Source organism: Rhodospirillaceae bacterium (assembly GCA_002728255.1).
Lineage (GTDB): Bacteria > Pseudomonadota > Alphaproteobacteria > UBA7887 > UBA7887.
Window position 1 is genome coordinate 138,765 of sequence record PBWV01000019.1, and the last position, 20,811, is coordinate 159,575.

A 20,811-nucleotide genomic window follows, 5' to 3' on the forward strand; every position below is an offset into this window, starting at 1 on the left:
GGGTTCCTCCCCTTTTATCGTTGCTAAGACTCTTTCCAATCCACAGGGATAACCGGGCGCACCGAAATTCCAGCTTTCGCCATAAATTCTTTAGCTCCCCCAACAGAACACTCACCAAAATGAAATATCGAAGCAGCCAAAACAGCATTGGCATGTCCATCTCGAACAACCTCTACTAGGTGGTTCAAGTCACCAGCACCACCTGAAGCTATTACAGGTATGCCAACTGCGCCAGATACGGCTTTAGTCAGCGCCACGTCAAAGCCCACCTTAGTCCCATCTCGATCCATTGAGGTGAGCAGTATCTCCCCGGCCCCTAAGTCCTCAAGACGCCTGGCCCAGTCGACAACGTCTAAACCGGTTCCATGTCTTCCACCATGGGTGAACACCTCCCAACTATTATCAGTATTGGCTTTCGCATCCACCGCTACCACTATGCATTGCCGTCCAAATTTTTCCGAGGCCTCAGAAACCAGCTCTGGCCTTGCCACCGCAGCTGTATTTATGGAAACCTTATCCGCTCCAGAAATCAAAAGTCTCCTAATATCTTCTGTTTCCCGCACTCCCCCACCAACCGTTAAAGGCATAAAACATTGAGTAGCCGTGCGGGCAACAACATCCAACATGATATCTCTGCGGTGACTGGAGGCGGTGATATCCAAAAAACAGAGCTCATCTGCNCCTGCCGCATCGTATACAGCGGCTTGTTCCACGGGATCGCCCGCATCTACCAAGTTTACAAAGTTGACACCCTTTACAACTCTTCCGNCATCAACATCCAAACATGGGATCAGTCTCGTTTTCAGCATTTCGCAGCCATGAGCGCCAAGGCCTCCTGGGGATCAATCCCCCCCTGGTACAAGGCCCGGCCAACAATTACACCTTCAACGTTTCTCCGCTCTAACTTTTTCAGAGCCCGCAAATCTTCCATCGAGGCAACGCCCCCTGAGGCAATCACAGGTATAGACAAGGAATTAGCAAAAGCTGCCGTTGCCTCCAAGTTAACACCAGACATAGCTCCATCCCGTTCGATATCGGTATAAATAATGGCAGAAACCCCTTCGTCTTCAAATCTTTTACCTAACTCTATGACCGGGGTCTCGGACTGTTCCACCCACCCGTTGACAGCAACCATTCCGTTCCGACCATCTATCCCCACGACTATTTTGCCTGGAAAGTTTTTGCACGCACTCTTAACGAAGTACGGGTTATGCAATGCTGCCGTTCCCAGAATTACTCTTGAAACGCCAGCGCCTATCCAAGATTCAAGCGCTTCTGCGCTTCGAATGCCACCGCCTAGCTGCACTTTGAGATCTGTAACCTTCACCATTTCTTTAATCAGATGTCCGTGAAAAGCACGCCCCTCAAAGGCCCCATTGAGATCTACAATGTGTAGCCATGAAAAGCCCTGTTCAGAAAAATTGCACACTTGAGCAATTGGATCTTCTGAAAATACTGTAGCCGCTTTCATGTCCCCTCTGAGAAGCCTCACACACTTTCCATCCTTTAAGTCAATAGCGGGATAAATAATCATGATATCTTATGCCAAATCCTTCACATAAAAATACCCGGGCACAAACCCCCCATCCACTAGGTGATATTTCTGAAGTGTCCCCCATCGTCTGTAACCGCAGGTCTGATATAAGGCTACAGCCCTTTCTTGGGAAGCTCGGACCTCCAACCGCATGACCGTTAGACCGGATTTTAGCGCGGCCTCCTCTGCCGCTTCCAGCAACATCTTAGCTAGCCCATGCCCCCTCGCCCAGGGGGCAACGAAATGAGTGTCTATTGAAGCGGAAAACACACCAGCCTCAAAATTTGGGGGCGGACGCAAAAGCTGAATGGACCCTGCCACCGACCCATCCAAACGACCAATAAAGAGGTCCCTTTCTGGCACCACTAAAACACCCTTCCAATAGGCCTCCAAGCGCTGGTTGGAGGGCGGCCTCACCCAACTAAAGCCTATGCCGTCGTTAATAGCCTCATGGGTAGCCTCAGCTAAATCTATGAGATCAATACGCCGAAATTTTTCAACTAGGTCAACAGTCAGTNTGGACATCACGGCCGCCACAATAAAAAATTTGTCAAAAACCGGATTCCTTGAGACTGACTTTTTTCCGGATGAAACTGAACACCTAACACATTATCCCTCCCAACAGTGGAGCAAATGGGCACATGGTAATCGGTGGTCGCAAGACAATGGCTCTCGCTCTCGCACCTGAAATGGTAGCTATGGACAAAATAAAAGTCTGTGTTTTGTGGAATATCCTTAAACACATTGTGGTGTCTCAAAATCCTTAAGTTATTCCACCCCATGTGGGGAACCTTCCAATCTCCCTTAGGAAGGGGACTTACCTCACCCCCTATCCATGACAACCCCTCGTGCGTGCCATTCTCAGTACCAAGATCCGCCATCAGTTGCATGCCAACACATATGCCGAGAAAAGGCCTCCCCAGCTTTAGGGTGACTTCCTGGATCGCGGCAATCATTCCTGGAACTCCTCGAAGGCCCAACATGCAGTCACCAAAAGCTCCAACCCCTGGCAGCACTAATCTTTCTGCAGCATATATGTCCGCTGGATTTCTTGTAACAATCACCTCTTCGCGAAGCCCAGCCTGGCTAACGGCCTTCGAGAGGGCTTGCGAAACGGACTTCAGGTTTCCCGAGCCGTAATCAATTACTGCTAGCACCGCGCCACCCTATTAAACCGGTGTCTCGCGAGAGAAAAAAACAGCCTCGGCGGCTTCATGACTTCTCTCTATAATTATTGCAGCCAGCGTAAAGCCTTTTTTCTCCAGCACATGGCACCTGCAATCGCTCGCATGGAAGCCCAACAATGCACTCAAGGCTAATGCCATTGCCAGACAAAAAGGGGCTGAAAAAAAATTGGCACTCCAAACGATATAAAGCACAGAAAAAATTATCAAAGCCACAAGGAGCACACCCCATGCACGATGATACAACGCCCAACAGATACTGAAGCAGAAAGCCCACCAGGAAAAGGTCTGCTTGACGAAAACTTCATGGCCTCGAGCTTGCCCGGGTCTTCGGTAGACAATATAGGGTTGCACTACATTTAGCCTTCTAACTACTTTAAGGTTTTCCGGACAGCTTGCCCTTGGTGGAAGGAACCGTCTGCCCTTGTCGTGGATCTATGGCTACAGCGGCACCGAGACTTCTTGCCAACCCCTTGAAACAGGACTCCACAATATGGTGGGTGTTTTCTCCGTAGAGATTCTGTACATGGAGGGTGGCACCAGCAGTTTGGGCAAAGGCTTGAAACCATTCCTTGAATAGTTCGGTATCCATCTCACCCAACTTGGGCCTAGGAACATCAACTTTCCAGACTAAATAGGGCCTGTCAGACAGATCTATCGCCACCCTGGTTAAGGTCTCATCCATGGGGATCAAGGCTGACCCAAACCGGGTAATCCCTGACCGATTACCCAGAGCTTGGGAAACAGCCTGCCCGATGGCAAGCCCGGTATCCTCCGTAGTGTGATGATAATCGATATGCAAATCGCCCTTAGCTCTAACTACCAAATCCATCAAACTGTGCCGGGACAACTGTTCCAACATATGATCTAAAAAACCAATNCCGGTCTTCACGTCATAAAGTCCCCGACCCTCTAGGGTCAGCTTCACCTTTATTTCCGTCTCCTTGGTCGTACGCTCNACTGAGGCTTCTCTCATATTCGCAACCCTAGTTTGCCTAAACAGTTGGTAAGTTGTAGCAAGAACCAGCCTTCTAGACCAGGTCTTCAGGTAAAAGGACTAAAATCAACCACCCGCAAGGCCCCCTTGCAATTGCCCAATTGAGACCCAACCTCTTACTATGTCGACCAGACTGGCTCTTTCTAAAAGGACTGCTTTAATGTCGCAGCATCAAGAAATCAGTATGCACGCTACCACGATACTTTCAGTTCGACGGGGCAATTCCGTAGTCCTGGCCGGGGACGGACAGGTGTCCTTTGGACAAACCATCATTAAATCTAATGCCAGCAAAGTGCGGCGGTTGGGAAATGGGAAAATACTAGCGGGCTTCGCTGGTGCCACTGCAGATGCCTTCACACTTTTTGAACGGCTAGAAGGAAAACTAGAACAGCATCCAGGTCAACTCACCCGGGCGTGTGTCGAGCTTGCAAAAGACTGGCGAACAGATCGATATCTCAGAAAATTAGAGGCGATGATGGCCGTCGCGGACTCCAAAACCTCCCTCTTGTTATCGGGTAACGGCGATGTTCTAGAACCGGAGGATGGTTTGATAGGCCTAGGTTCCGGCGGCCCTTACGCCCTTGCAGCGGCCCGAGCACTCTCCACAGTAGATGGCCTCGACGCAAATACTATAGCAACTAGATCGATGTCGATTGCGGCAGAGATCTGTATTTACACAAATAACAACATCATAGTTGAATCCTTAGATGCGACGGGGAGAACAGCATGACGTCCTTCACCCCCCGCGAGATTGTGTCTGAACTTGATCGATTCATCGTAGGCCAACATGATGCCAAGCGTGCGGTGGCCATTGCGCTTCGGAACAGATGGAGAAGACAGCAATTAGAGGATGACCTCAAGGAGGAGGTCCTGCCCAAAAACATCCTAATGATAGGACCAACCGGTGTCGGAAAAACTGAAATTGCGAGGCGAGTTGCTCGATTGTCGGAGGCGCCCTTCATAAAGGTGGAAGCAACTAAGTTTACCGAGGTAGGCTATGTGGGTCGTGACGTGGACTCCATTATTCGTGATTTAGTGGAAATCTCAATAAACATGACCCGGGAGAAATTGCGTAAAGAGGTAGAGGCCCGAGCCCACGGAGCCGCCGAGGAACGAGTCTTGGCAGCGCTAGTGGGTGAAAATGCTAGCAATGACACGCGGACAAAATTCAGNAAAATGCTCCGAAATGGTGAGCTGGATGAACGAGAAATCACTCTGGAATTNCAAGAAGGTCATGCATCAGGAATGCCCACTTTTGATATCCCGGGCATGCCTGGGGCCCAAATGGGCATGATTAATCTGAATGAGATCCTGGGAAAAACTCTCGGCAGTCGGATGCAAGAGCGCAAACTGACGGTAGCGGAGAGCTACGAGCTCCTTATAGCGGAGGAAAGCGACAAACTTCTGGATGATGAAAAATTAACTCGGGCTGCTGTAGAGGCAACAGAAAACAATGGTATCGTATTCCTAGACGAACTGGACAAAATATGTGCCCGCTCCGATAAGATGGGTGCCGACGTTAGTCGCGAAGGAGTACAACGAGATCTTCTTCCCTTAATTGAAGGCACAGTTGTCGCAACCAAACATGGACAAGTGCGCACAGACCATATTTTGTTTGTTGCATCAGGTGCTTTCCACACTGCAAAACCTTCGGATTTACTGCCGGAACTTCAGGGCAGGCTTCCTATTCGGGTTGAATTAAAATCGCTAGAAAGACAGGACCTGATTCAAATACTAAACGAACCCGAAAATAGTCTGCCCCGCCAATACACCGCATTAATGGCAACAGAGGATGTGACACTCTCGTTTACTGATACTGGCATCGACGCCATTGCCACTCTCGCTAACGAAATAAATCACGGCGTGGAAAACATTGGAGCGAGAAGATTGCACACTGTTATGGAAAAGCTGTTAGAGGATATTAGTTTCACTGCCACCGACAAAGCGGGTACGGACCTAGTGGTTGATGACAGTTTTGTCCAAGCCAACATAGGAGACCTCGTGAGTAGCGCAGATCTCAGTAAATTCATTTTGTAATCTTTGGTGTGCAATNTTCCGCAAACACGGGCGCCTTAAGCAACCCCTAACGCAATCTCCGGAGCAATACATAGGTAGCGCCATCGCCACCATGTTGAGGCCGTGCTCGCTCACTAGCAAGAATAAGGGGTCGGATCTTTGGGTCCGCCAGCCACTGGGGCAGCTTGGCCCTTAATATACCTCCCCCCTCTCGACGTAGGCCCTTACCAGTAATCACCAATACACACCTTTCTCCTTTTCCCTGGGCTGTTGCTAGAGCCTGTGCCAAAAATGCCCTGGCCTCTCCTTGAGTTAGGCCATGGAGATCCAAACGAGAATCTATAGGGATCTGCCCCCGCTTTAACCTNGTGCTAGTACGCTTATCTAGCCCNCTCCCCTGGCGCACCCGACTTACGTGGACCAATTTCGGCTGGGCGCCTGGGGGGATTGCTTCTTTATATGGTTTTTTGGGAGACGGACCTGGGGAAGCCTGCACTCTATTAGCCCTTTTCGAATAATTCCTTCCCGACAAAACTCGATCCCCCTGGGTTACTCGCTGCCAGAGCATGATATCTTCGTCGGTTAGTTTGCCTGGGACACGACACTTCCCATCCCTTGCCTTCACCATATTCCCATGCCTTGGTCCATAAAACGGGTGTCTCCCGGGTTTATTATTGGCTATCCTCATATATACTTCCGGTTGGAAGCAAGAGGTAATAACGGCCACGATGTTTCATTCGGCCTGCAATTTGAGCGGCCTCGCTGCCTCCCCCCCAGAAAATATCGCCCCTAACAACCCCCCGAATGGCCCCTCCAGTATCCTGGGCAACCATTAGTCTTTGCCATTTTGTGTCACTTCCCGGCGCCAGAGGCGCGTCGGTATCAATCCAAAGAGGGGCCCCAAGAGGCATATGCCTTAAATCAATAGCCAACGACCTCCGCGGAGTTAACGAAACATTTTGAGCACCTACAGGACCATCNCCNCTTACCACTCTAAAAAATATAAAAGATTTATTTTGNTTCAAAATATCCGATTGTTGGTTCGGGTTCTCCTGCAACCATCTCCGAATTGACTGCATTGTCACTTCTTCACGGGCCAGGTGCCCACGTAAGACCAACTCTCGTCCAATGGACCGATACGGATGGCCATTTTGGGCATGATACCCTAGCCTAACGGACCTTCCGTCTGGTAAGGTCACCCTTCCCGAACCCTGTACATGGAGAAAAAACACAGCTATCGGGTCCTTAGCCCAGAGCAACTCTAGGTCTCTCCCGTCCAGCGCCCCTGCCTCTATCTCGCCACGGGTCGCAAATGGCTTAAACCTTCCACCAACCAGGTGCCCGGATATTCTTTCTCCTACAAGACTATCTTGGAATTCGCCAAGGTTTATCGAAAAGAGGCCAGGTGGCTTCGCATAAATAGGCACGGAAAACTCATCGTCTCGGTCCAAAGAGCCTTGGATTTCCGGCTCATAATAGCCTGTAAAAAGCCCTATTTCGCGACCCCCTGACCCAACCAAAAAAGGGGTAAACCATCGCTCAAAGAAAGCTTTGGCTTGATGNTGATCATGCTCATCAATCCCTCCAATATCTGAGCACGGCTCCTGCCAGTCTTTGACGTAGCCACCGATGCCATTGGGCCCAACCTTTTCTCCAGAATCTCTGAGCAAAAAAAGGTTGCAAGATTTTCTGAGTGCCGGTATTGCCTCCCCGTGCTTGTCTAGGCTCCATCCTGCAAGGTCAGCGTAGTCCACCCTGACTAGGCTTACCAAATCTGTCCCCCCCCTAGGCACCAGATAGATAGCTGTCCAAATAGGGCCAATTAGACCCGCCATAACCAAGAGGCTGAAAATGCCGGACCACCGCTTGAAGCGGGGCGCTTTAGCCAAGACGTTTTTCTCCGTTAGCTCGATTAACTGCCGAGCCGAGTTTCCACCAACCGCCAATTAGGGTCCTGTGACTGAACATCCCGCGCAAACGTCCAAAGATCATTGACAGTGCCCACTTTCTCATTATCTCCCTCGACGATCTCTCCAGTTTGCCCGTTTCGNACCATATGTATCTGTTTACTAACGATATTCACCGTCACACGAGCAATGCTGGCTTTCATCTGCACCTCAACAACCTGACAAGAATCTATGGAAATAAGGCTCACATCGACCTCTTCGTTGGCCTTGGATCGCCGCTCTATCTCGGCCTCAAAACCCTGAAGGGTTTGTTTATCTAACAAGCCTTTTAACACTTCCGTATCACCACGGCCAAACGCCTCCACTATCATCTCAAAAGCAATCTCAACCCCAGTCACAAACTCATCGGCCCGAAAAAGGGGGTCCGCGGTCTTAAGGTCTTCCATGCCCGGAATTGGATCTTCCGTGGATTCGGTGTTCGACGCCTCATCAGGCTCAGTTTGATTAGGATGGAGGGGCACAACGTCCACACCCGGCATCTCTTCCTCGGTCAGCCTACCCGNGGGTCTCTCATTTCCAGTCCGTTTGCCCAAGACACGATGTAACCGCAAAAAGAGAAAGCCCGCGACCATGGCAAATATAAGTATGTCTAAAAGTTGTAAATCGCTGTTCATAACTTTATTAGATTTAAATCCCTTATCCTTGGTATAGCTAACGTCGATCCCAACAAGGACTCTAGTCTCTTGCATGCGTTTGGTCCAGCGCCACGTGACATCGCCACAATGCGTAGTATTGACATAAGGACAAACAGGGTGACAAACAAGGGCCCAGACGAGAAGAAGCGCAGCCATATCCTATTGGATGAGTTGTCACTGACGCCAATCCATGATAGCGAGTGGTGGGTGGTGCCAATAAACTAGTCCCGGGGAGGCATATTTTGTCAGACAAAACACAGCCAACTGCAGACGCGGATCAATCAGCACAAGCGACCACCCAAACCACACAGAGACGACGAATAATTTCGCACAGCCAACACATAAAAGACCTTTCATTTGAGAATCCGGGTGCAGGCGAACAATTTACCACGGGAAATCCTCCAAAAATCGACATAGCAGTGAACGTAACAGGCCGCAACATAGCGGAGAACCAACAAGAAGCAGAACTAAGCATTACTGCAAAAGCTGCGCTAGATGATAAGCCTGTGTTTGTGGTTGAACTAACTTACAGTGGCCGCTTTTCCATTACTGGCCTGCCAGCAGAACAAATTGAGCCGGCTCTTCTGATAGAGTGTCCTCGTCTCCTATTTCCATTCGCCAGACGGATCATAGCGGACTGCTGCAGGGATGGTGGTTATCCGCCTCTTATGCTGGAACCCATAGACTTCGCGCAAATGTACATGAACAGAAAACGCGAGCAAAGCGCATCCGCCGGTAGCCCAAAGAAATAATTATCGGCCGATGATATCTGGTTCCTCCGCCTAAGACGTCCAAAGCGGGTTAGTAAGTTTTTCTAAAAACTTCACATGCGCTGCGCGCTCCTCGGCGCTTGGTGTATGTTTAGGCCAATTCCGCTCTCTTGGCTTCGCTGGCGAAGGTGCCTGTGACCCCTCGTCAGTGACACTGGTCAAGCGGAGGTCAGTTTGTCTACCACCTATAAGCTCAATATAAACTTGGGCTAGTAGTTCGACATCAAGGAGCGCATTGTGTTTTTCCCTAGCTGAGTTGTCGATTGAAAATTTTCTGCACAAAGCATCAAGGCTCGCTGGAGCACCAGGAAACTTCTTGCGAGCCAAGGTTAAGGTGTCAATTGTTCGAGCGAGATCAAGCATTGGTAGCTGCAGTCGAGCAAGTTCGGCGTTCAAGAAGTTAATATCGAATTGGGCGTTGTGAATAATTAGTGGGTCTTCCCCAATAAAGGCTAAAAATTCAGAGGCTCGTTGCTCAAAAACCGGCTTGTCGACCAAGTCCTCCGTTCTCAAGCCGTGGATTTCTGTCGCCGAAAGGTCTACGCCCCGCTCAGGATTGAAAAAACTATGAAAAGTGCGCCCGCTTGGCAGGTGGTTCGTCAGCTCTGCACAAGCAATCTCGATTATTCGATGGCCTTCCTCATGGTTTAGCCCGGTTGTCTCCGTATCCAACACGACTTCACGCACCATGGCCTCCTCCAACTGGCATAACTAATTTCTTCCCAGAAATATGTCCCGAGTGGACTTTCCGTAGTACACTGGATACCCTTATTAGAGCTGCTCGCTTCCCAAGACCTGATGGCACTACAAAATCAGCCTGCTTACGTTTTAGGTAATCCGGTGTCTGGTTATCCAAAATATTTTCTAACTTTTTTTCACTCATACCGGGTCGTCTCAAGGCCCTACTACGCTGGACAAACTTCGGAGCTGATACGACCACTACAGCATGACATGCATCCTTGCCACCAGTCTCATACAGCAGTGGTACATCCATCACCACGACCCGGGCCCGTGCTGCCCCAGCCAATCGCAAAAAGCGCTTGCGCGCCTTAGCCACTAAAGGATGCAATATAGCTTCTAACTTTCTTAGCTTGCACGCATTACCAAAAACCAGGTCGCCAAGCATCCGCCTATCAACTGCATGCCCCTGCACGACACCCGGAAAGATCTCGGACACAGCCGTCACTGCCTCTCCGCCCTCGTCTAACATTTGGTGGACAGATGCGTCAGCATCAAAGATCGGAATTCCCAATCGACTGAAGATTTTTGAAGTCTCACTCTTTCCCATCGCTATTGAGCCAGTCAAACCAAGAATTATCGGGCCTTTTATCAAGCGTCTACTCGCTCATAATGTGGGCTCTAAGCCTACTAGTAACCGCGGGATTCTGTCCGAACCACGAATAAAAGCCCGGTTGTGCTTGGTAGAGCAGCATACCCAACCCATCTACCACCGTATTGCCACGAAGCTTGGCCGCCGCAAGAAGCGGGGTTTCCAGAGGAACATACACGATATCTGAAACCACAGCCTCGTGAGGTAACCGATCCAAATCAAGGCTGAGAGGCTCGCCTCCATGCATACCCAAACTGCTTGTGTTAACCAGCAACCCAATTTCCTCGCATGCCTCCATCCTATCAGACCAGTCCACCCCAATACAGTTCCCCTGGATCTCACGCGTCAAACTTTCACTCCGGGAGCGGGTTCTGTTACAGATTCGAATTTCGGTGCTCCCCGCCTCCAACAACCCCACACAAACAGCGCGGGCGGCTCCTCCCGCTCCTATTACAAGTACAGGCCGTCCAACTTCCCATTCAGGAGCGTGCACCTTTAGATTTTCGACAAAACCAAAGGCATCTGTATTCGTTCCGTGCAGTGATCCGTCTTCCCTCACGGTTATAGTGTTAATAGCACCGATCTGGTGAGCTATAGGCGTCACGTGATCCACTAGATTGATCGCGTGTTCCTTATGGGGAATTGTAATATTTACCCCACGGAAACCTAGCGCTGGCAGAGACCAAAGTGCCCGGGCTAAATCTGTTGGCTGCACGGATAGGGGAATGTAGTGCCCCTTTATACCCATTTCCCGCAACCAAAAGCCGTGCAATTTCGGCGACAAGGAGTGCTCCACAGGCCACCCCATAACCCCTGCCAGTCGGGTACTAGCTACCATGCTCAGTCTCCCACAATCCCATGCGTCCTCAAAAAAGCCAGCAATGGCAATAGAGGTATACCAAGGATATCAAAGTAACCGCCCTCCACTTTGGCAAACAGCTGGATACCGAGTCCCTCAAGCTTGTACCCACCAACAGATTGGCAAATGTCGTCTCTTTCTGACTCAACGTATGAACCAATAAACCGATCTGAAAAATACCGCATTGTCATGGACGAACATTCACTGTGTCGGAACAGCACCTCTCCATTCAATGCAACGCTTACGCTACTGAAAAGCCTATGTTTGCCACCCCTTAACTTCATCAGCTGATCCCGGGCATCCTGCACACTTTTTGGTTTATCAAACCAACAACCATCTGAATCAAGCATCTGGTCTGCGCCAACAACAAAGGCCTGCCTTGTTTGTTCTGAGACTTTTTGTGCCTTCAGATCTGACAACCTTTGTGCTGTGTCTTTCGTGGAACAGCCCTCTGCTCTCATCTTCTTTTTCACGGCATCTTCATCTATGTCTGCTGGCAAAACCTCGAACGCCAAACCGGCATTCCTGAGGACATTTTGTCTAGCGGAACTGCTGGACGCCAATACAACCTTCCGCAAACGGCCTGGGTGGCTGCTCATACCAAAGGACCCAATTTACTGCGTTTCCCTGTAGAGGGATAACACAGCTGCCGCCGTTTCTTCTATAGAGCGCCGTGTAACATCAATTATTGGCCAGCCCCGTCCCTGAAACAATCGCCGGGCTTTATTCAACTCTGCGCGCACGGCTTCCAAGTCGACATAATTCTCTAATCTTTCTTCCTTCATTTGGCGAAGCCGATTTCTGCGGATTTGAACTAACCGTTCGGGACTGGTCGTGAGCCCAACTATCAACGACTTCTTCGCATTCAGCAGCGCTGAAGGTAGTTCCTGGCCTAAGATGAAAGGTATATTGGCCGCCCTAAGCCCACGGTTTGCCAAATACACACAGGTTGGTGTTTTCGACGTCCGTGATACCCCGGTCAAAATCACGTCAGCCGTATCTACATCGTACAGTGATTGGCCGTCATCATGCCTTAGGGCAAATTGCATTGCGTCAATGCGCTCAAAGTATTCGTCATCCAGCTCATGTTGATACCCTGGCCTTTGTTGTACACTCCTGCTCAAAAACCCGCTAAATGCCCCCATTACCCCTTCCATAACCGGGACACATGGAACAGACAGGGTTCGACACCTTCTCTGCAACACCTCAGCTAAATCGGTCTTAACCAAGGTATATAGTACAACCCCACGCCATTCCTCTATAATCCTTAAAATTTTCTCAATTTGCCCCTTGGTTCGTACCAGCGACCAATTGTGTTCCACTACTTCTATCTCATCAAACTGAGCCAACGCGGCCCGCGCTATCGCGCTAACCGTCTCACCGGTAGAGTCCGAAATTAGATGAAGATGAAATGAGCTCATACCAGCCAACTCTTAGTAACTCATAGGATGCCATCAGGAATAATTGTGGACATTATACTACTTTTTAAGCAAAGCTTGTTAATCCAATATTATTTAACTGGATATCCACTCGTTTCTCTATCATAGACCATGATAACCAAATTGTGGTAACAACGGGTATAACAAATCTATCCTGATTTCTTATCTAGTCTTTCAACAAGGTTCCCACGTGTAAATTACTGGGTTATTTACAATATTTTAGTTATTAACAGGCAAGGCCTTTAAGAGAATTTCGTTAGCTACGCGGGATGATAAATTTCTTAAAGTGGAAAAAATTAAATCCTTGATATTCTTTTCACAACAACATCAACAATCATCTTATATCTATATTATATATTATTTATTAAGGGGCTTATGTCATCAATACTCTAAAAGAACCTAAAGAGACCGAAAAGTTGTTAGTTCGAACCTTGAAAGGTGAGAATTTAAACCCGCCCCCAATCTGGTTAATGCGGCAGGCAGGCCGTTATTTACCTGAATATGTGAGAACAAGAGGATTGGCAGGCGACTTTCTTGATCTTTGTTACAACCCGGACTTGGCTACTGAAGTCACTTTACAACCTATTAATAGGTATGGCTTTGATGCAGCAATTATATTCTCAGATATCTTAGTCATACCAGATGCCTTGGGCCAGAAGGTTGAGTTTAGTCGCGGTGTAGGACCAGTACTAAAACCAATCAGAACAGAAAAACAAATAATAGAATTAAACTATTGCAATCTCGGAGAAACTTTAAGCCCAGTGTATGAGGCTATAGCGCAGGTACGGGCAAGGTTAAGCCCTGATGTTTCTTTGATAGGATTTGCGGGAGCTCCCTGGACTGTAGCGACTTATATGGTAGAGGGTGGGTCAAGTAAGAGTTTTAATAATGTGAAAGCTTGGGCCATGGATGATTCAGGAGGTTTTGATGAATTAATGAAACATTTAATCGAAGCAATCACTCTACACATAATGGGTCAAGTCGAAGCGGGAGCAGAGGTCATACAGTTGTTTGATAGCTGGGCGGGTGTTTTATCTCCTAGTGAGTTTGAGAGATGGTGCATAAAGCCCGTCAGAGAAATCACGAAACGCATTAAAGATAAATATACAGATATTCCAATTATTGGCTTTCCGAAAGGGAGTGGCTTAAATTACAAGCACTATCCCGAGAAAACAGGGGTTGATTGTGTATCGGTAGATTACACGGTTCCATTGGATTGGATAGACAAAGCATTGCAGCCGGGGACGGTCGTGCAGGGAAATCTAGATCCACATATTTTACGTCGAGGGGGCGCTGCTATGGTTAGGGCGGTCCAGGAAATCAAAGATGCTATGGGTCACAGACCATTCGTATTTAATTTGGGGCACGGAATTTTACCGGATACAGATCCATCAAATGTAGGAGATTTGGTAGAGCTAGTGAGGGCTGCGTAGGATAAGGCGGTATGGGTAAATGTGCTGTAGTTTTGATGAATTTGGGTGGACCGGATAAGCAGGAATCGGTTCAACCATTTCTTTTTAACCTATTTAATGATCCGGCGATTATTTCTGTGCCACGACCCTTGCGATGGTTCTTAGCAAAACTCATATCCAGGAAAAGGGCTCCGGTGGCACGTTTGATCTATGATAAACTAGGGGGTAGTTCACCGCTCTTAAAAGAGTCACAAGTGCAGGGGCAGGCTCTAGGGGATAGTTTAGGGGCTAACTATCGTGTATTTTTATCGATGCGGTACTGGCATCCACGAAGCTATGAAGCTGTTAAAGCTGTTCTGAGTTATGATCCCGAAAAGATAGTGTTAGTGCCCCTCTATCCCCAATATTCGACAACTACCACAGGGTCTTCTGTTGGAGATTGGAACAAGGCAGCAGCTGAGCTCGGATTGGATAAGCCAACCTTTATCGTTGGGTGTTATGCGACTAACCCCCATTTTATTTCTGCCCATGTTAAGCTGATTAGGCCGTTTCTAGAACCTACCACGCCTAAAAATTCTCAAAAGGTTTTGTTTTCTGCCCACGGATTACCCAAAAAGATAATTGCTAAGGGAGATCCATACCAATATCAGGTGGAATGTACAGCCAAGGCGATTGTTAAACAATTGGCGTGCCCACATTTGGATTGGGAGGTTTGTTACCAGAGTAGGGTTGGCCCCCTTCGGTGGATTGGTCCATCCACCGAAGAATTAATCGCTGAAGCTGGTGCTTTGGGGAAATCTTTAGTTATTGTCCCGATAGCTTTTGTTTCCGAACATTCTGAAACACTGGTCGAGCTTGATATAGAATATGCTGATTTGGCGCGACGGGTAGGCGTGCAGAGTTATCAAAGAGTTCCAGCGCTTAGTGTATCGGAGGATTTTGTGTTGGCATTGGGAAATATGGTAAAATCAGCTAGTCGTGATAGTGGTCAGCCTCAACCTCAAGAAGCGAGCTGGTGTCCACCACAGCTACAACTATGTTGTAAAAGCCTTGGCGGTAAATATGGTGCCCATGCATCCGTGTCGTCTGGGAACAAACCATGAATGAGACTGCCGGACTCTATGTGTGGATAAAGGCTTTTCATCTAATCGCCGTAATAGCGTGGATGGCGGGCCTGCTATATTTGCCTCGTCTTTTCGTCTATCATGTTGGTGTGGAACCCGATTCCGACTTAGATCTTACGTTACGAATAATGGAAAGACGATTATTGAATTTTATCATGGGTCCTGCAATGGCAGTTAGTTGGGTGTTGGGGTTAGCTTTGACGGCACTTTCTCCATTTGCAGTTTGGGCGGAGACCTGGTTCTACACAAAGATGCTGGCAGTTGTTGCAATGAGTGGCATGCACGCAGCCATGGCCGTTTGGCAAAAAGCTTTTGAGACCAACGAGAACAGGCGGGGGCAAGCATTTTACCGCATGCTGAATGAGGTGCCAACGGTCCTCTTGATTGTCATTATTCTGATGGTCGTTGTTAAACCATTTTAAGTCTGACGCTGGCGACTGATCTACCAGAGAATCTGCCTATTTGACGAATGCACCAAACTCTAGTTACAATGTGCTGTGTCGCCATTGAGTGCTAAACCGCTCTAGGCACCAGCACAGGCCATACTTTCCCTTTTTCTCTTTGCCGATTGGTGGCAATTTCCAAGAAAGACATTCGAGCGGGCGGAATCTAAGTGATTTGCTAGACAAGTGGTTGGCTTGTAATACCTCCATAAAACTTAACATTTAAGAGTTAAATATGAACCTGCAGGAGCTGAAAGAAAAAACCCCAACCGAATTATTGGCGTACGCCGAGGAGTGTGGGGTAGAGAATGCTAGCACGCTGCGCAAACAGGACTTGATGTTTGCTATACTAAAGCAGCTTGCAGAAAGTGATATAGTTATTTCGGCTGGTGGGGTTCTTGAAATCCTCCAGGACGGATTTGGTTTTCTACGATCGCCTGAGTCGAATTACCTGCCAGGGCCAGATGATATTTACGTATCGCCTAATCAAATCCGACGATTCGCCCTCAGAACAGGCGATACGGTTGACGGGGAAATCCGGCAACCGAAGGATGGGGAACGGTATTTTGCTTTGCGTAAAATCAGCGAGATTAATTTTGAGAAACCGGAAAACGCGAGGCACAAAGTTCATTTTGATAATTTAACCCCGCTATATCCAGATAAGTGGTTGCGGCTTGAGGTAGAAAACTCGGAAGAGAAGGATATGACTGCTCGGGTTATAGATCTGGTGGCCCCATTAGGTAAGGGGCAGCGTGCGCTAATTGTTGCACAGCCTCGAACAGGTAAAACGGTTGTCTTGCAGAATATTGCTCACTCTATAACTGCTAATCACCCCGAGGTTTATCTGTTGGTGCTCCTTATCGATGAGCGCCCTGAGGAAGTTACGGACATGCAGAGGTCTGTGGACGGAGAGGTCGTAAGTTCTACTTTTGATGAGCCCGCGGGACGCCACGTGCAAGTGGCTGAGATGGTGATCGAGAAGGCAAAGCGCCTCACAGAACACGGGCGAGATGTAGTAATTTTGCTTGATTCAATCACACGCCTAGGTCGGGCCTATAACACTGTTATCCCCTCTTCAGGGAAAGTGCTAACTGGGGGAGTAGATGCTAATGCCCTGCAAAGGCCTAAAAGGTTTTTTGGGGCAGCCCGAAATATAGAACAGGGCGGGTCGTTGACCATTATAGCCACAGCTCTCATAGATACGGGGTCGCGAATGGACGAGGTGATTTTTGAAGAATTTAAGGGTACCGGGAATAGTGAAATAGTGTTGGATAGAAAGCTTGCTGATAAGAGGACGTTTCCTTCCATAGATATCGGCAAGTCTGGCACTCGCAAGGAAGAGCTTTTGGTATCGAAGGGAGAGCTGTCAAAGATGTATGTTTTGCGTCGTATTTTGACGCCTATGGGTGTTACGGAATCCATGGAGTTTTTACTGGATAAATTGAAAGATACTAAGTCTAACGACGATTTTTTTGAGTCGATGAACACATAGTTATACAGCCTAGGCAGGCCACTAACCTCGCCCTAACGGCCCTCGGGCCCACTCCCTTTGTTATACGGTAAATACTGTGGTTCCGGTGGTCCGCCGTCCCTCGAGATCTGAGTGCGCCTGAGCAGCATCCTTTAGCTCATATCTGTTGTTAATAGGTATGGTGACTTTGTTATTGTTTACCAAGTCGAACAATGTGTTGGCGCTGGTTTCAAGATCTGCCCGTGAAGTTGTGTATGTCATTAGTGACGGACGGGTGACATAAAAAGATCCTTTGGCTAGTGCAGCTAGGTCAAAATTCTCCAGCTTGCCCGATGATTGGCCAAAATTCACTAGTATGCCTCTCGGTTTAAGGCACTCTATGGAGTCTAATAGAGTGTCTTTTCCGACCGAGTCGTATACCACTGGTACACCGATCCCCTGGGTAATGTCTTTAACACGATCCACAAAGTTTTCTTCAGTGTAGATGATTGTATGGTCACAGCCATGGGCTTTTGCAAGAGTGGCTTTTTCTCGAGAACCGACAGTTCCAATCACCGTAGCTCCCCGGGCCTTTGCCCATTGGGAGGCTATCAGTCCTACACCACCTGCCGCCGCATGTAGCAATATTGTATCGCCGGGGGACACCTTGTAGGTCCTATCCATTAGGTACTCAACGGTCATTCCTTTAAGCATCATTGCGGCGGCAGTTTCGTCGCTAATCTCGTCTGGAATTACCATCAGTCTATGGGAAGGGATAGTCCGATATTCTGAATATGCCCCTACTGGCATACCAGCATACGCGACCCGGTCTCCCACCGAAACCTCGTCAACGTTTTCCCCAACCGCTTCAACTATACCGGCTCCCTCCATACCGGGACAAATAGGCATAGACGGCGAAGGATACAGGCCTGTCCTAAAATAAACGTCTATAAAATTTAGACCCACGCCAGTGTGCCGAATAAGAGCCTCGCCCGAAGAAGGGGTTGCCACGTCTACTACCTCCCACTTTAGTACTTCGGGGCCTCCAGTCTCGTGAGCCACTACCGCATTGCACTTCATTCTATTCCTCCATCAACTTACATAGGCGCATATTTACATGATCGCATTCATTGGGTCCAAAGGTTTAAGTAAGTGTTCGAGAAAAGTTAGGAGGGGTCTCTGGCCTGATTTTTCTCAAATGACAGGAGAAGTCGCTTTGTCTGGAGTCCACCACCACCGCTATAGCCTGTTAGTGCGCCTTTTTTAGATATGACCCGATGGCATGGGATCAGCAAAGGAATTGGGTTGGTGGCACATGCGCGGCCTACGGCTCGAGCGCTTGTCCGGAGTTCATCGGCTAGCTCGCCATAGGTTGAAGTAGTGCCGTAGGGTATTAATAGAATTCGCTCCCACACTGCCAGCTGGAATTCAGTGCCTGAAGGGTTGAGAGATAGGTCAAAGTTTCGGAGGGTACCCCTAAAGTAATCTGTGATCTGATCACGGGCTTTTTGCAATTCAGCGGCATCGCTGACCCTAGGCCGGTTGGTCCACCTAATTTTTGTTATAGATAAGGCCCCGTATATGGCTATTAGGCCGACCCGTGTTGGGATGGTTAAGCAACAAGACATGGTATCGCCTTTCGGTTCCGTGTATATCTGCTTATGAGGCCTGTATCACCGGGCGGGCTTCTTTAATCTTCTACGTGCTTTCTCGTGTCTCGTTGCCCTTGGTGATTCTATAGCCTATCTTGGGCCTGTGTGTTTTTGTAGGAACTTCGTGAGAGGTGGTTGATTTGCCGAGGTTAGAAGAAGACCTGCCGTATTTTTACCTTAGCCATGTGTTTATGTGTGTCAATGTGAGGCCGGCAGGACATCCCCGCGGATGCTGCACGGAAAAAGGCTCCCTCGAGTTGAGGGCATATATGAAAAACCGCGCAAAAGAGTTGGGACTAAATGACATCCGTATTAATGCAAGCCAATGCCTAGATCGGTGCGAACGTGGCCCTGTGCTCGTGATATATCCAGAGGGAGTGTGGTATCGCTGTGAAAGTAAAGAGGATATAGAAGAGATTTTACGAGTTCACTTGGTAGAAGGCGGCCGTGTAGGTCGCCTGCTTATCGAAAATGACTAGTACTATTGTTAAGTCCAACCAAGTGTTAGATTTGAGAGTTTTGGGGCACTGACTTGCCGACGACTGGGCTGGGAGAAACAATCTACGCTGAGGCGACCGGGGGTGGGGTGGCAGGCGTGGCCGTGATAAGGCTTTCTGGGCCGAGTGCTTCGCATATTCTTGAGGGGTTAGTGGGCTCGCTCCCCAGTCCGAGAAGAGCCAGCCATCGTTCGGTGTTTTCTCCTTTGGATGGAGACCTGATTGACCGGGGGCTAGTTCTTTGGTTTCCACAGCCGCACAGTTTTACGGGTGAGGATGTGGTTGAATTCCACCTTCATGGTGGGCGCGCCGTAGTCGAAGCCCTGCTCAAGGCTATCAGGCACTATTCATCGGTCAGGCTGGCGGAGCCGGGGGAATTTTCTCGGAGGGCATTTATAAATGGTAAGCTTGACCTGACGGCTGCGGAGGGCCTGGCTGATTTAGTGGCTTCTGAGACAGATGCCCAACGTCGCCAGGCTCTGAGGCAATTATCCGGGGAACTCGGAGAGCTGTATGAGCGATGGAGAACGGAACTCGTTCAATCGCAGGCCCGGGTAGAGGCATCACTAGATTTTGTTGAGGAAGATGTTCCGATTAATTTACTTGTGGAGGTTCGCGCAAACCTTGGTGTGTTGTTAAGGCAATTAAGCAGCCACCTTGATGATGGGCGCCGTGGAGAAATAGTTCGTCGGGGGCTTAGGCTAGTCATAGTTGGCGCTCCCAATGTCGGTAAGTCTAGCCTGATCAACCGCCTTTGCAGGAGGGAGGTGTCGATTGTATACCCATCGTTGGGCACGACGAGAGACGTGATAGAGGCACAGCTATATTTTGAAGGATTGCCCGTGACTATATCTGATACGGCGGGGATCAGAGATGCTAGAAACCCAGTAGAGAGAGAAGGCATTCGAAGGGCGAACCTGGCGGCGGAGAAGGCCGATATACTAATCTTGGTCTTTGACGCGACCACTTATCCGGCACTCGATCAAGCAACCTTGTCCTTGCTGCAGGACAACAGCTGTGTTGTGTTCAACAAAGCGGATTCCGTCAAATCAGACAGATTGCCAGCATCAATCGAAGGTCATGCCGCACACCTCGTATCATGTGCTAATGGGGAGGGGATACAAGAATTCATGACTTTCTTAAGCCGGCGAGTGAAAGTGCTTACAGACCACACCGAAGCTCCAGTCCTAACTCGGGCCCGACACAGGGAAGCCCTGACCTCCTGTGCCGCCAGCATAGATAGGGCAAGTAGGCTCGATGACCCAGAATTAGTTGCAGAAGAATTAAGGAGTGCCAGCTCTGCACTAGGCCGGATAACCGGAAGAGTGGGTGTTGAGGATGTTTTAGATTTGATTTTTTCTGAATTTTGCATTGGGAAATAACGCGCTCAATGCGATAACTATTTATTATAGAATTGCCTAAACTTTGGATTGCCCACCGCTTTTAGGCCTCCCATAGGTTTCGCGTTAACCTTGGTCAGTGTGGGGGTAAGGCTTGTAATG

The 20,811-nt window shown here is 48.9% G+C and carries 25 protein-coding genes; 9 read left to right on the forward strand and 16 right to left on the reverse strand.

What is annotated here, in order from left to right; translation table 11 throughout:
- Positions 1-23: 23 nt before the first annotated feature.
- From CMM32_05140 to CMM32_05165, 6 genes are all read right to left on the reverse strand, one after another.
- Positions 24-809: an imidazole glycerol phosphate synthase subunit HisF gene (locus CMM32_05140; protein ID MBT06286.1), complete on the reverse strand. Its 786-nt coding sequence runs from the start codon at positions 807-809 to the stop codon at positions 24-26.
- Positions 803-1,534, reverse strand: coding sequence for a 1-(5-phosphoribosyl)-5-[(5-phosphoribosylamino)methylideneamino]imidazole-4-carboxamide isomerase (gene hisA, locus CMM32_05145; GenBank protein ID MBT06287.1), 732 nt, complete (start codon positions 1,532-1,534; stop codon positions 803-805). The genes CMM32_05140 and hisA overlap by 7 nt, the downstream gene beginning before the upstream one ends.
- Positions 1,535-1,540: 6 nt before the next feature.
- Positions 1,541-2,059, reverse strand: a complete 519-nt coding sequence (locus CMM32_05150) for a GNAT family N-acetyltransferase (protein ID MBT06288.1) — start codon at positions 2,057-2,059, stop codon at positions 1,541-1,543.
- Positions 2,059-2,691, reverse strand: coding sequence for an imidazole glycerol phosphate synthase subunit HisH (locus CMM32_05155; protein MBT06289.1), 633 nt, complete (start codon positions 2,689-2,691; stop codon positions 2,059-2,061). Before CMM32_05155 ends, CMM32_05150 begins: the two co-directional genes overlap by 1 nt.
- A 12-nt stretch (positions 2,692-2,703) precedes the next feature.
- Positions 2,704-3,153, reverse strand: a complete 450-nt coding sequence (locus CMM32_05160) for a hypothetical protein (GenBank protein MBT06290.1) — start codon at positions 3,151-3,153, stop codon at positions 2,704-2,706.
- Positions 3,095-3,694 (reverse strand): imidazoleglycerol-phosphate dehydratase, encoded by a 600-nt coding sequence (locus tag CMM32_05165; protein MBT06291.1) that lies wholly within the window; start codon positions 3,692-3,694, stop codon positions 3,095-3,097. Before CMM32_05165 ends, CMM32_05160 begins: the two co-directional genes overlap by 59 nt.
- Positions 3,695-3,875: 181 nt before the next feature.
- Between CMM32_05165 and CMM32_05170 the strand changes: the two genes are divergently transcribed.
- Positions 3,876-4,445, forward strand: coding sequence for an HslU--HslV peptidase proteolytic subunit (locus tag CMM32_05170; protein MBT06292.1), 570 nt, complete (start codon positions 3,876-3,878; stop codon positions 4,443-4,445).
- Entirely contained in the window at positions 4,442-5,752 is a 1,311-nt protein-coding gene (locus CMM32_05175) for an HslU--HslV peptidase ATPase subunit (GenBank protein MBT06293.1), read from the forward strand. Before CMM32_05170 ends, CMM32_05175 begins: the two co-directional genes overlap by 4 nt.
- Before the next feature lie 46 nt (positions 5,753-5,798).
- Here the strand turns inward: CMM32_05175 and CMM32_05180 are convergent, their stop codons facing one another.
- The 3 genes from CMM32_05180 to CMM32_05190 all read right to left on the reverse strand — a co-directional run bounded on the left by CMM32_05180 (position 5,799) and on the right by CMM32_05190 (position 8,489).
- Positions 5,799-6,419, reverse strand: coding sequence for a DNA mismatch repair protein MutS (locus CMM32_05180; GenBank protein MBT06294.1), 621 nt, complete (start codon positions 6,417-6,419; stop codon positions 5,799-5,801).
- Positions 6,403-7,677 (reverse strand): murein transglycosylase, encoded by a 1,275-nt coding sequence (locus CMM32_05185; GenBank protein MBT06295.1) that lies wholly within the window; start codon positions 7,675-7,677, stop codon positions 6,403-6,405. Before CMM32_05185 ends, CMM32_05180 begins: the two co-directional genes overlap by 17 nt.
- Entirely contained in the window at positions 7,644-8,489 is an 846-nt protein-coding gene (locus CMM32_05190; GenBank protein MBT06296.1) for a translocase, read from the reverse strand. The genes CMM32_05185 and CMM32_05190 overlap by 34 nt, the downstream gene beginning before the upstream one ends.
- Positions 8,490-8,575: 86 nt before the next feature.
- Here CMM32_05190 and CMM32_05195 point away from each other — a divergent pair, with 86 nt between their 5' ends.
- Positions 8,576-9,085: a protein-export chaperone SecB gene (locus CMM32_05195; protein MBT06297.1), complete on the forward strand. Its 510-nt coding sequence runs from the start codon at positions 8,576-8,578 to the stop codon at positions 9,083-9,085.
- A 30-nt stretch (positions 9,086-9,115) separates the two neighbouring features.
- On the opposite strand, the gene CMM32_05200 is transcribed toward CMM32_05195, so the two are convergent.
- Genes CMM32_05200 through CMM32_05220 form a run of 5 tightly spaced genes read right to left on the reverse strand, consistent with a single transcriptional unit; the run spans position 9,116 to position 12,713 of the window.
- The gene (locus CMM32_05200) at positions 9,116-9,790 is read right to left on the reverse strand and encodes a DNA polymerase III subunit epsilon (protein ID MBT06298.1); all 675 of its coding nucleotides are present in this window, start codon (positions 9,788-9,790) and stop codon (positions 9,116-9,118) included.
- Positions 9,783-10,391: a dephospho-CoA kinase gene (gene coaE / locus CMM32_05205; protein MBT06299.1), complete on the reverse strand. Its 609-nt coding sequence runs from the start codon at positions 10,389-10,391 to the stop codon at positions 9,783-9,785. The genes CMM32_05200 and coaE overlap by 8 nt, the downstream gene beginning before the upstream one ends.
- Before the next feature lie 49 nt (positions 10,392-10,440).
- Positions 10,441-11,271 (reverse strand): shikimate dehydrogenase, encoded by an 831-nt coding sequence (locus tag CMM32_05210; protein ID MBT06300.1) that lies wholly within the window; start codon positions 11,269-11,271, stop codon positions 10,441-10,443.
- A gap of 2 nt (positions 11,272-11,273) precedes the next feature.
- Positions 11,274-11,891: a septum formation protein Maf gene (locus tag CMM32_05215; protein MBT06301.1), complete on the reverse strand. Its 618-nt coding sequence runs from the start codon at positions 11,889-11,891 to the stop codon at positions 11,274-11,276.
- 15 nt (positions 11,892-11,906) lie between these two features.
- Positions 11,907-12,713: a phosphoenolpyruvate synthase regulatory protein gene (locus tag CMM32_05220; GenBank protein ID MBT06302.1), complete on the reverse strand. Its 807-nt coding sequence runs from the start codon at positions 12,711-12,713 to the stop codon at positions 11,907-11,909.
- A gap of 398 nt (positions 12,714-13,111) precedes the next feature.
- Here CMM32_05220 and CMM32_05225 point away from each other — a divergent pair, with 398 nt between their 5' ends.
- The 4 genes from CMM32_05225 to rho all read left to right on the forward strand — a co-directional run bounded on the left by CMM32_05225 (position 13,112) and on the right by rho (position 17,202).
- Entirely contained in the window at positions 13,112-14,164 is a 1,053-nt protein-coding gene (locus CMM32_05225; protein ID MBT06303.1) for a uroporphyrinogen decarboxylase, read from the forward strand.
- A gap of 11 nt (positions 14,165-14,175) precedes the next feature.
- Positions 14,176-15,246: a ferrochelatase gene (hemH, locus tag CMM32_05230; protein ID MBT06304.1), complete on the forward strand. Its 1,071-nt coding sequence runs from the start codon at positions 14,176-14,178 to the stop codon at positions 15,244-15,246.
- Positions 15,243-15,689 carry a TIGR00701 family protein gene (locus tag CMM32_05235; GenBank protein ID MBT06305.1) on the forward strand — a complete coding sequence of 149 codons (447 nt, stop codon included), beginning with the start codon at positions 15,243-15,245 and terminating at the stop codon, positions 15,687-15,689. The genes hemH and CMM32_05235 overlap by 4 nt, the downstream gene beginning before the upstream one ends.
- A 256-nt stretch (positions 15,690-15,945) precedes the next feature.
- Positions 15,946-17,202, forward strand: a complete 1,257-nt coding sequence (gene rho / locus CMM32_05240) for a transcription termination factor Rho (GenBank protein MBT06306.1) — start codon at positions 15,946-15,948, stop codon at positions 17,200-17,202.
- A 60-nt stretch (positions 17,203-17,262) separates the two neighbouring features.
- Here the strand turns inward: rho and CMM32_05245 are convergent, their stop codons facing one another.
- Together CMM32_05245 and CMM32_05250 are read right to left on the reverse strand one after the other, a co-directional pair.
- Positions 17,263-18,240 (reverse strand): quinone oxidoreductase, encoded by a 978-nt coding sequence (locus CMM32_05245; GenBank protein MBT06307.1) that lies wholly within the window; start codon positions 18,238-18,240, stop codon positions 17,263-17,265.
- 86 nt (positions 18,241-18,326) lie between these two features.
- A complete protein-coding gene (locus CMM32_05250; protein MBT06308.1) occupies positions 18,327-18,788 on the reverse strand; it encodes a cysteine methyltransferase in 462 nt (153 codons plus the stop codon).
- Between the two features lie 215 nt (positions 18,789-19,003).
- On the opposite strand from CMM32_05250, the gene CMM32_05255 reads away from it, so the two are divergent.
- Entirely contained in the window at positions 19,004-19,291 is a 288-nt protein-coding gene (locus CMM32_05255) for a ferredoxin (protein ID MBT06309.1), read from the forward strand.
- Between the two features lie 68 nt (positions 19,292-19,359).
- Positions 19,360-20,691: a tRNA uridine-5-carboxymethylaminomethyl(34) synthesis GTPase MnmE gene (locus tag CMM32_05260; GenBank protein ID MBT06310.1), complete on the forward strand. Its 1,332-nt coding sequence runs from the start codon at positions 19,360-19,362 to the stop codon at positions 20,689-20,691.
- The last annotated feature ends 120 nt before the right edge of the window (positions 20,692-20,811 follow it).

Coding starts and splice junctions, on each gene's coding strand:
- hisA (MBT06287.1), bottom strand. CDS start 1,534: ATGATTATTTATCCCGCTATTGACTTAAAGGATGGAAAGTGTGTGAGG.
- CMM32_05170 (MBT06292.1), top strand. CDS start 3,876: ATGTCGCAGCATCAAGAAATCAGTATGCACGCTACCACGATACTTTCA.
- coaE (MBT06299.1), bottom strand. CDS start 10,391: ATGGGAAAGAGTGAGACTTCAAAAATCTTCAGTCGATTGGGAATTCCG.
- CMM32_05210 (MBT06300.1), bottom strand. CDS start 11,271: ATGGTAGCTAGTACCCGACTGGCAGGGGTTATGGGGTGGCCTGTGGAG.
- CMM32_05215 (MBT06301.1), bottom strand. CDS start 11,891: ATGAGCAGCCACCCAGGCCGTTTGCGGAAGGTTGTATTGGCGTCCAGC.
- CMM32_05220 (MBT06302.1), bottom strand. CDS start 12,713: ATGAGCTCATTTCATCTTCATCTAATTTCGGACTCTACCGGTGAGACG.
- hemH (MBT06304.1), top strand. CDS start 14,176: ATGGGTAAATGTGCTGTAGTTTTGATGAATTTGGGTGGACCGGATAAG.
- CMM32_05235 (MBT06305.1), top strand. CDS start 15,243: ATGAATGAGACTGCCGGACTCTATGTGTGGATAAAGGCTTTTCATCTA.
- rho (MBT06306.1), top strand. CDS start 15,946: ATGAACCTGCAGGAGCTGAAAGAAAAAACCCCAACCGAATTATTGGCG.
- CMM32_05245 (MBT06307.1), bottom strand. CDS start 18,240: ATGAAGTGCAATGCGGTAGTGGCTCACGAGACTGGAGGCCCCGAAGTA.
- CMM32_05250 (MBT06308.1), bottom strand. CDS start 18,788: ATGTCTTGTTGCTTAACCATCCCAACACGGGTCGGCCTAATAGCCATA.
- CMM32_05255 (MBT06309.1), top strand. CDS start 19,004: ATGTGTGTCAATGTGAGGCCGGCAGGACATCCCCGCGGATGCTGCACG.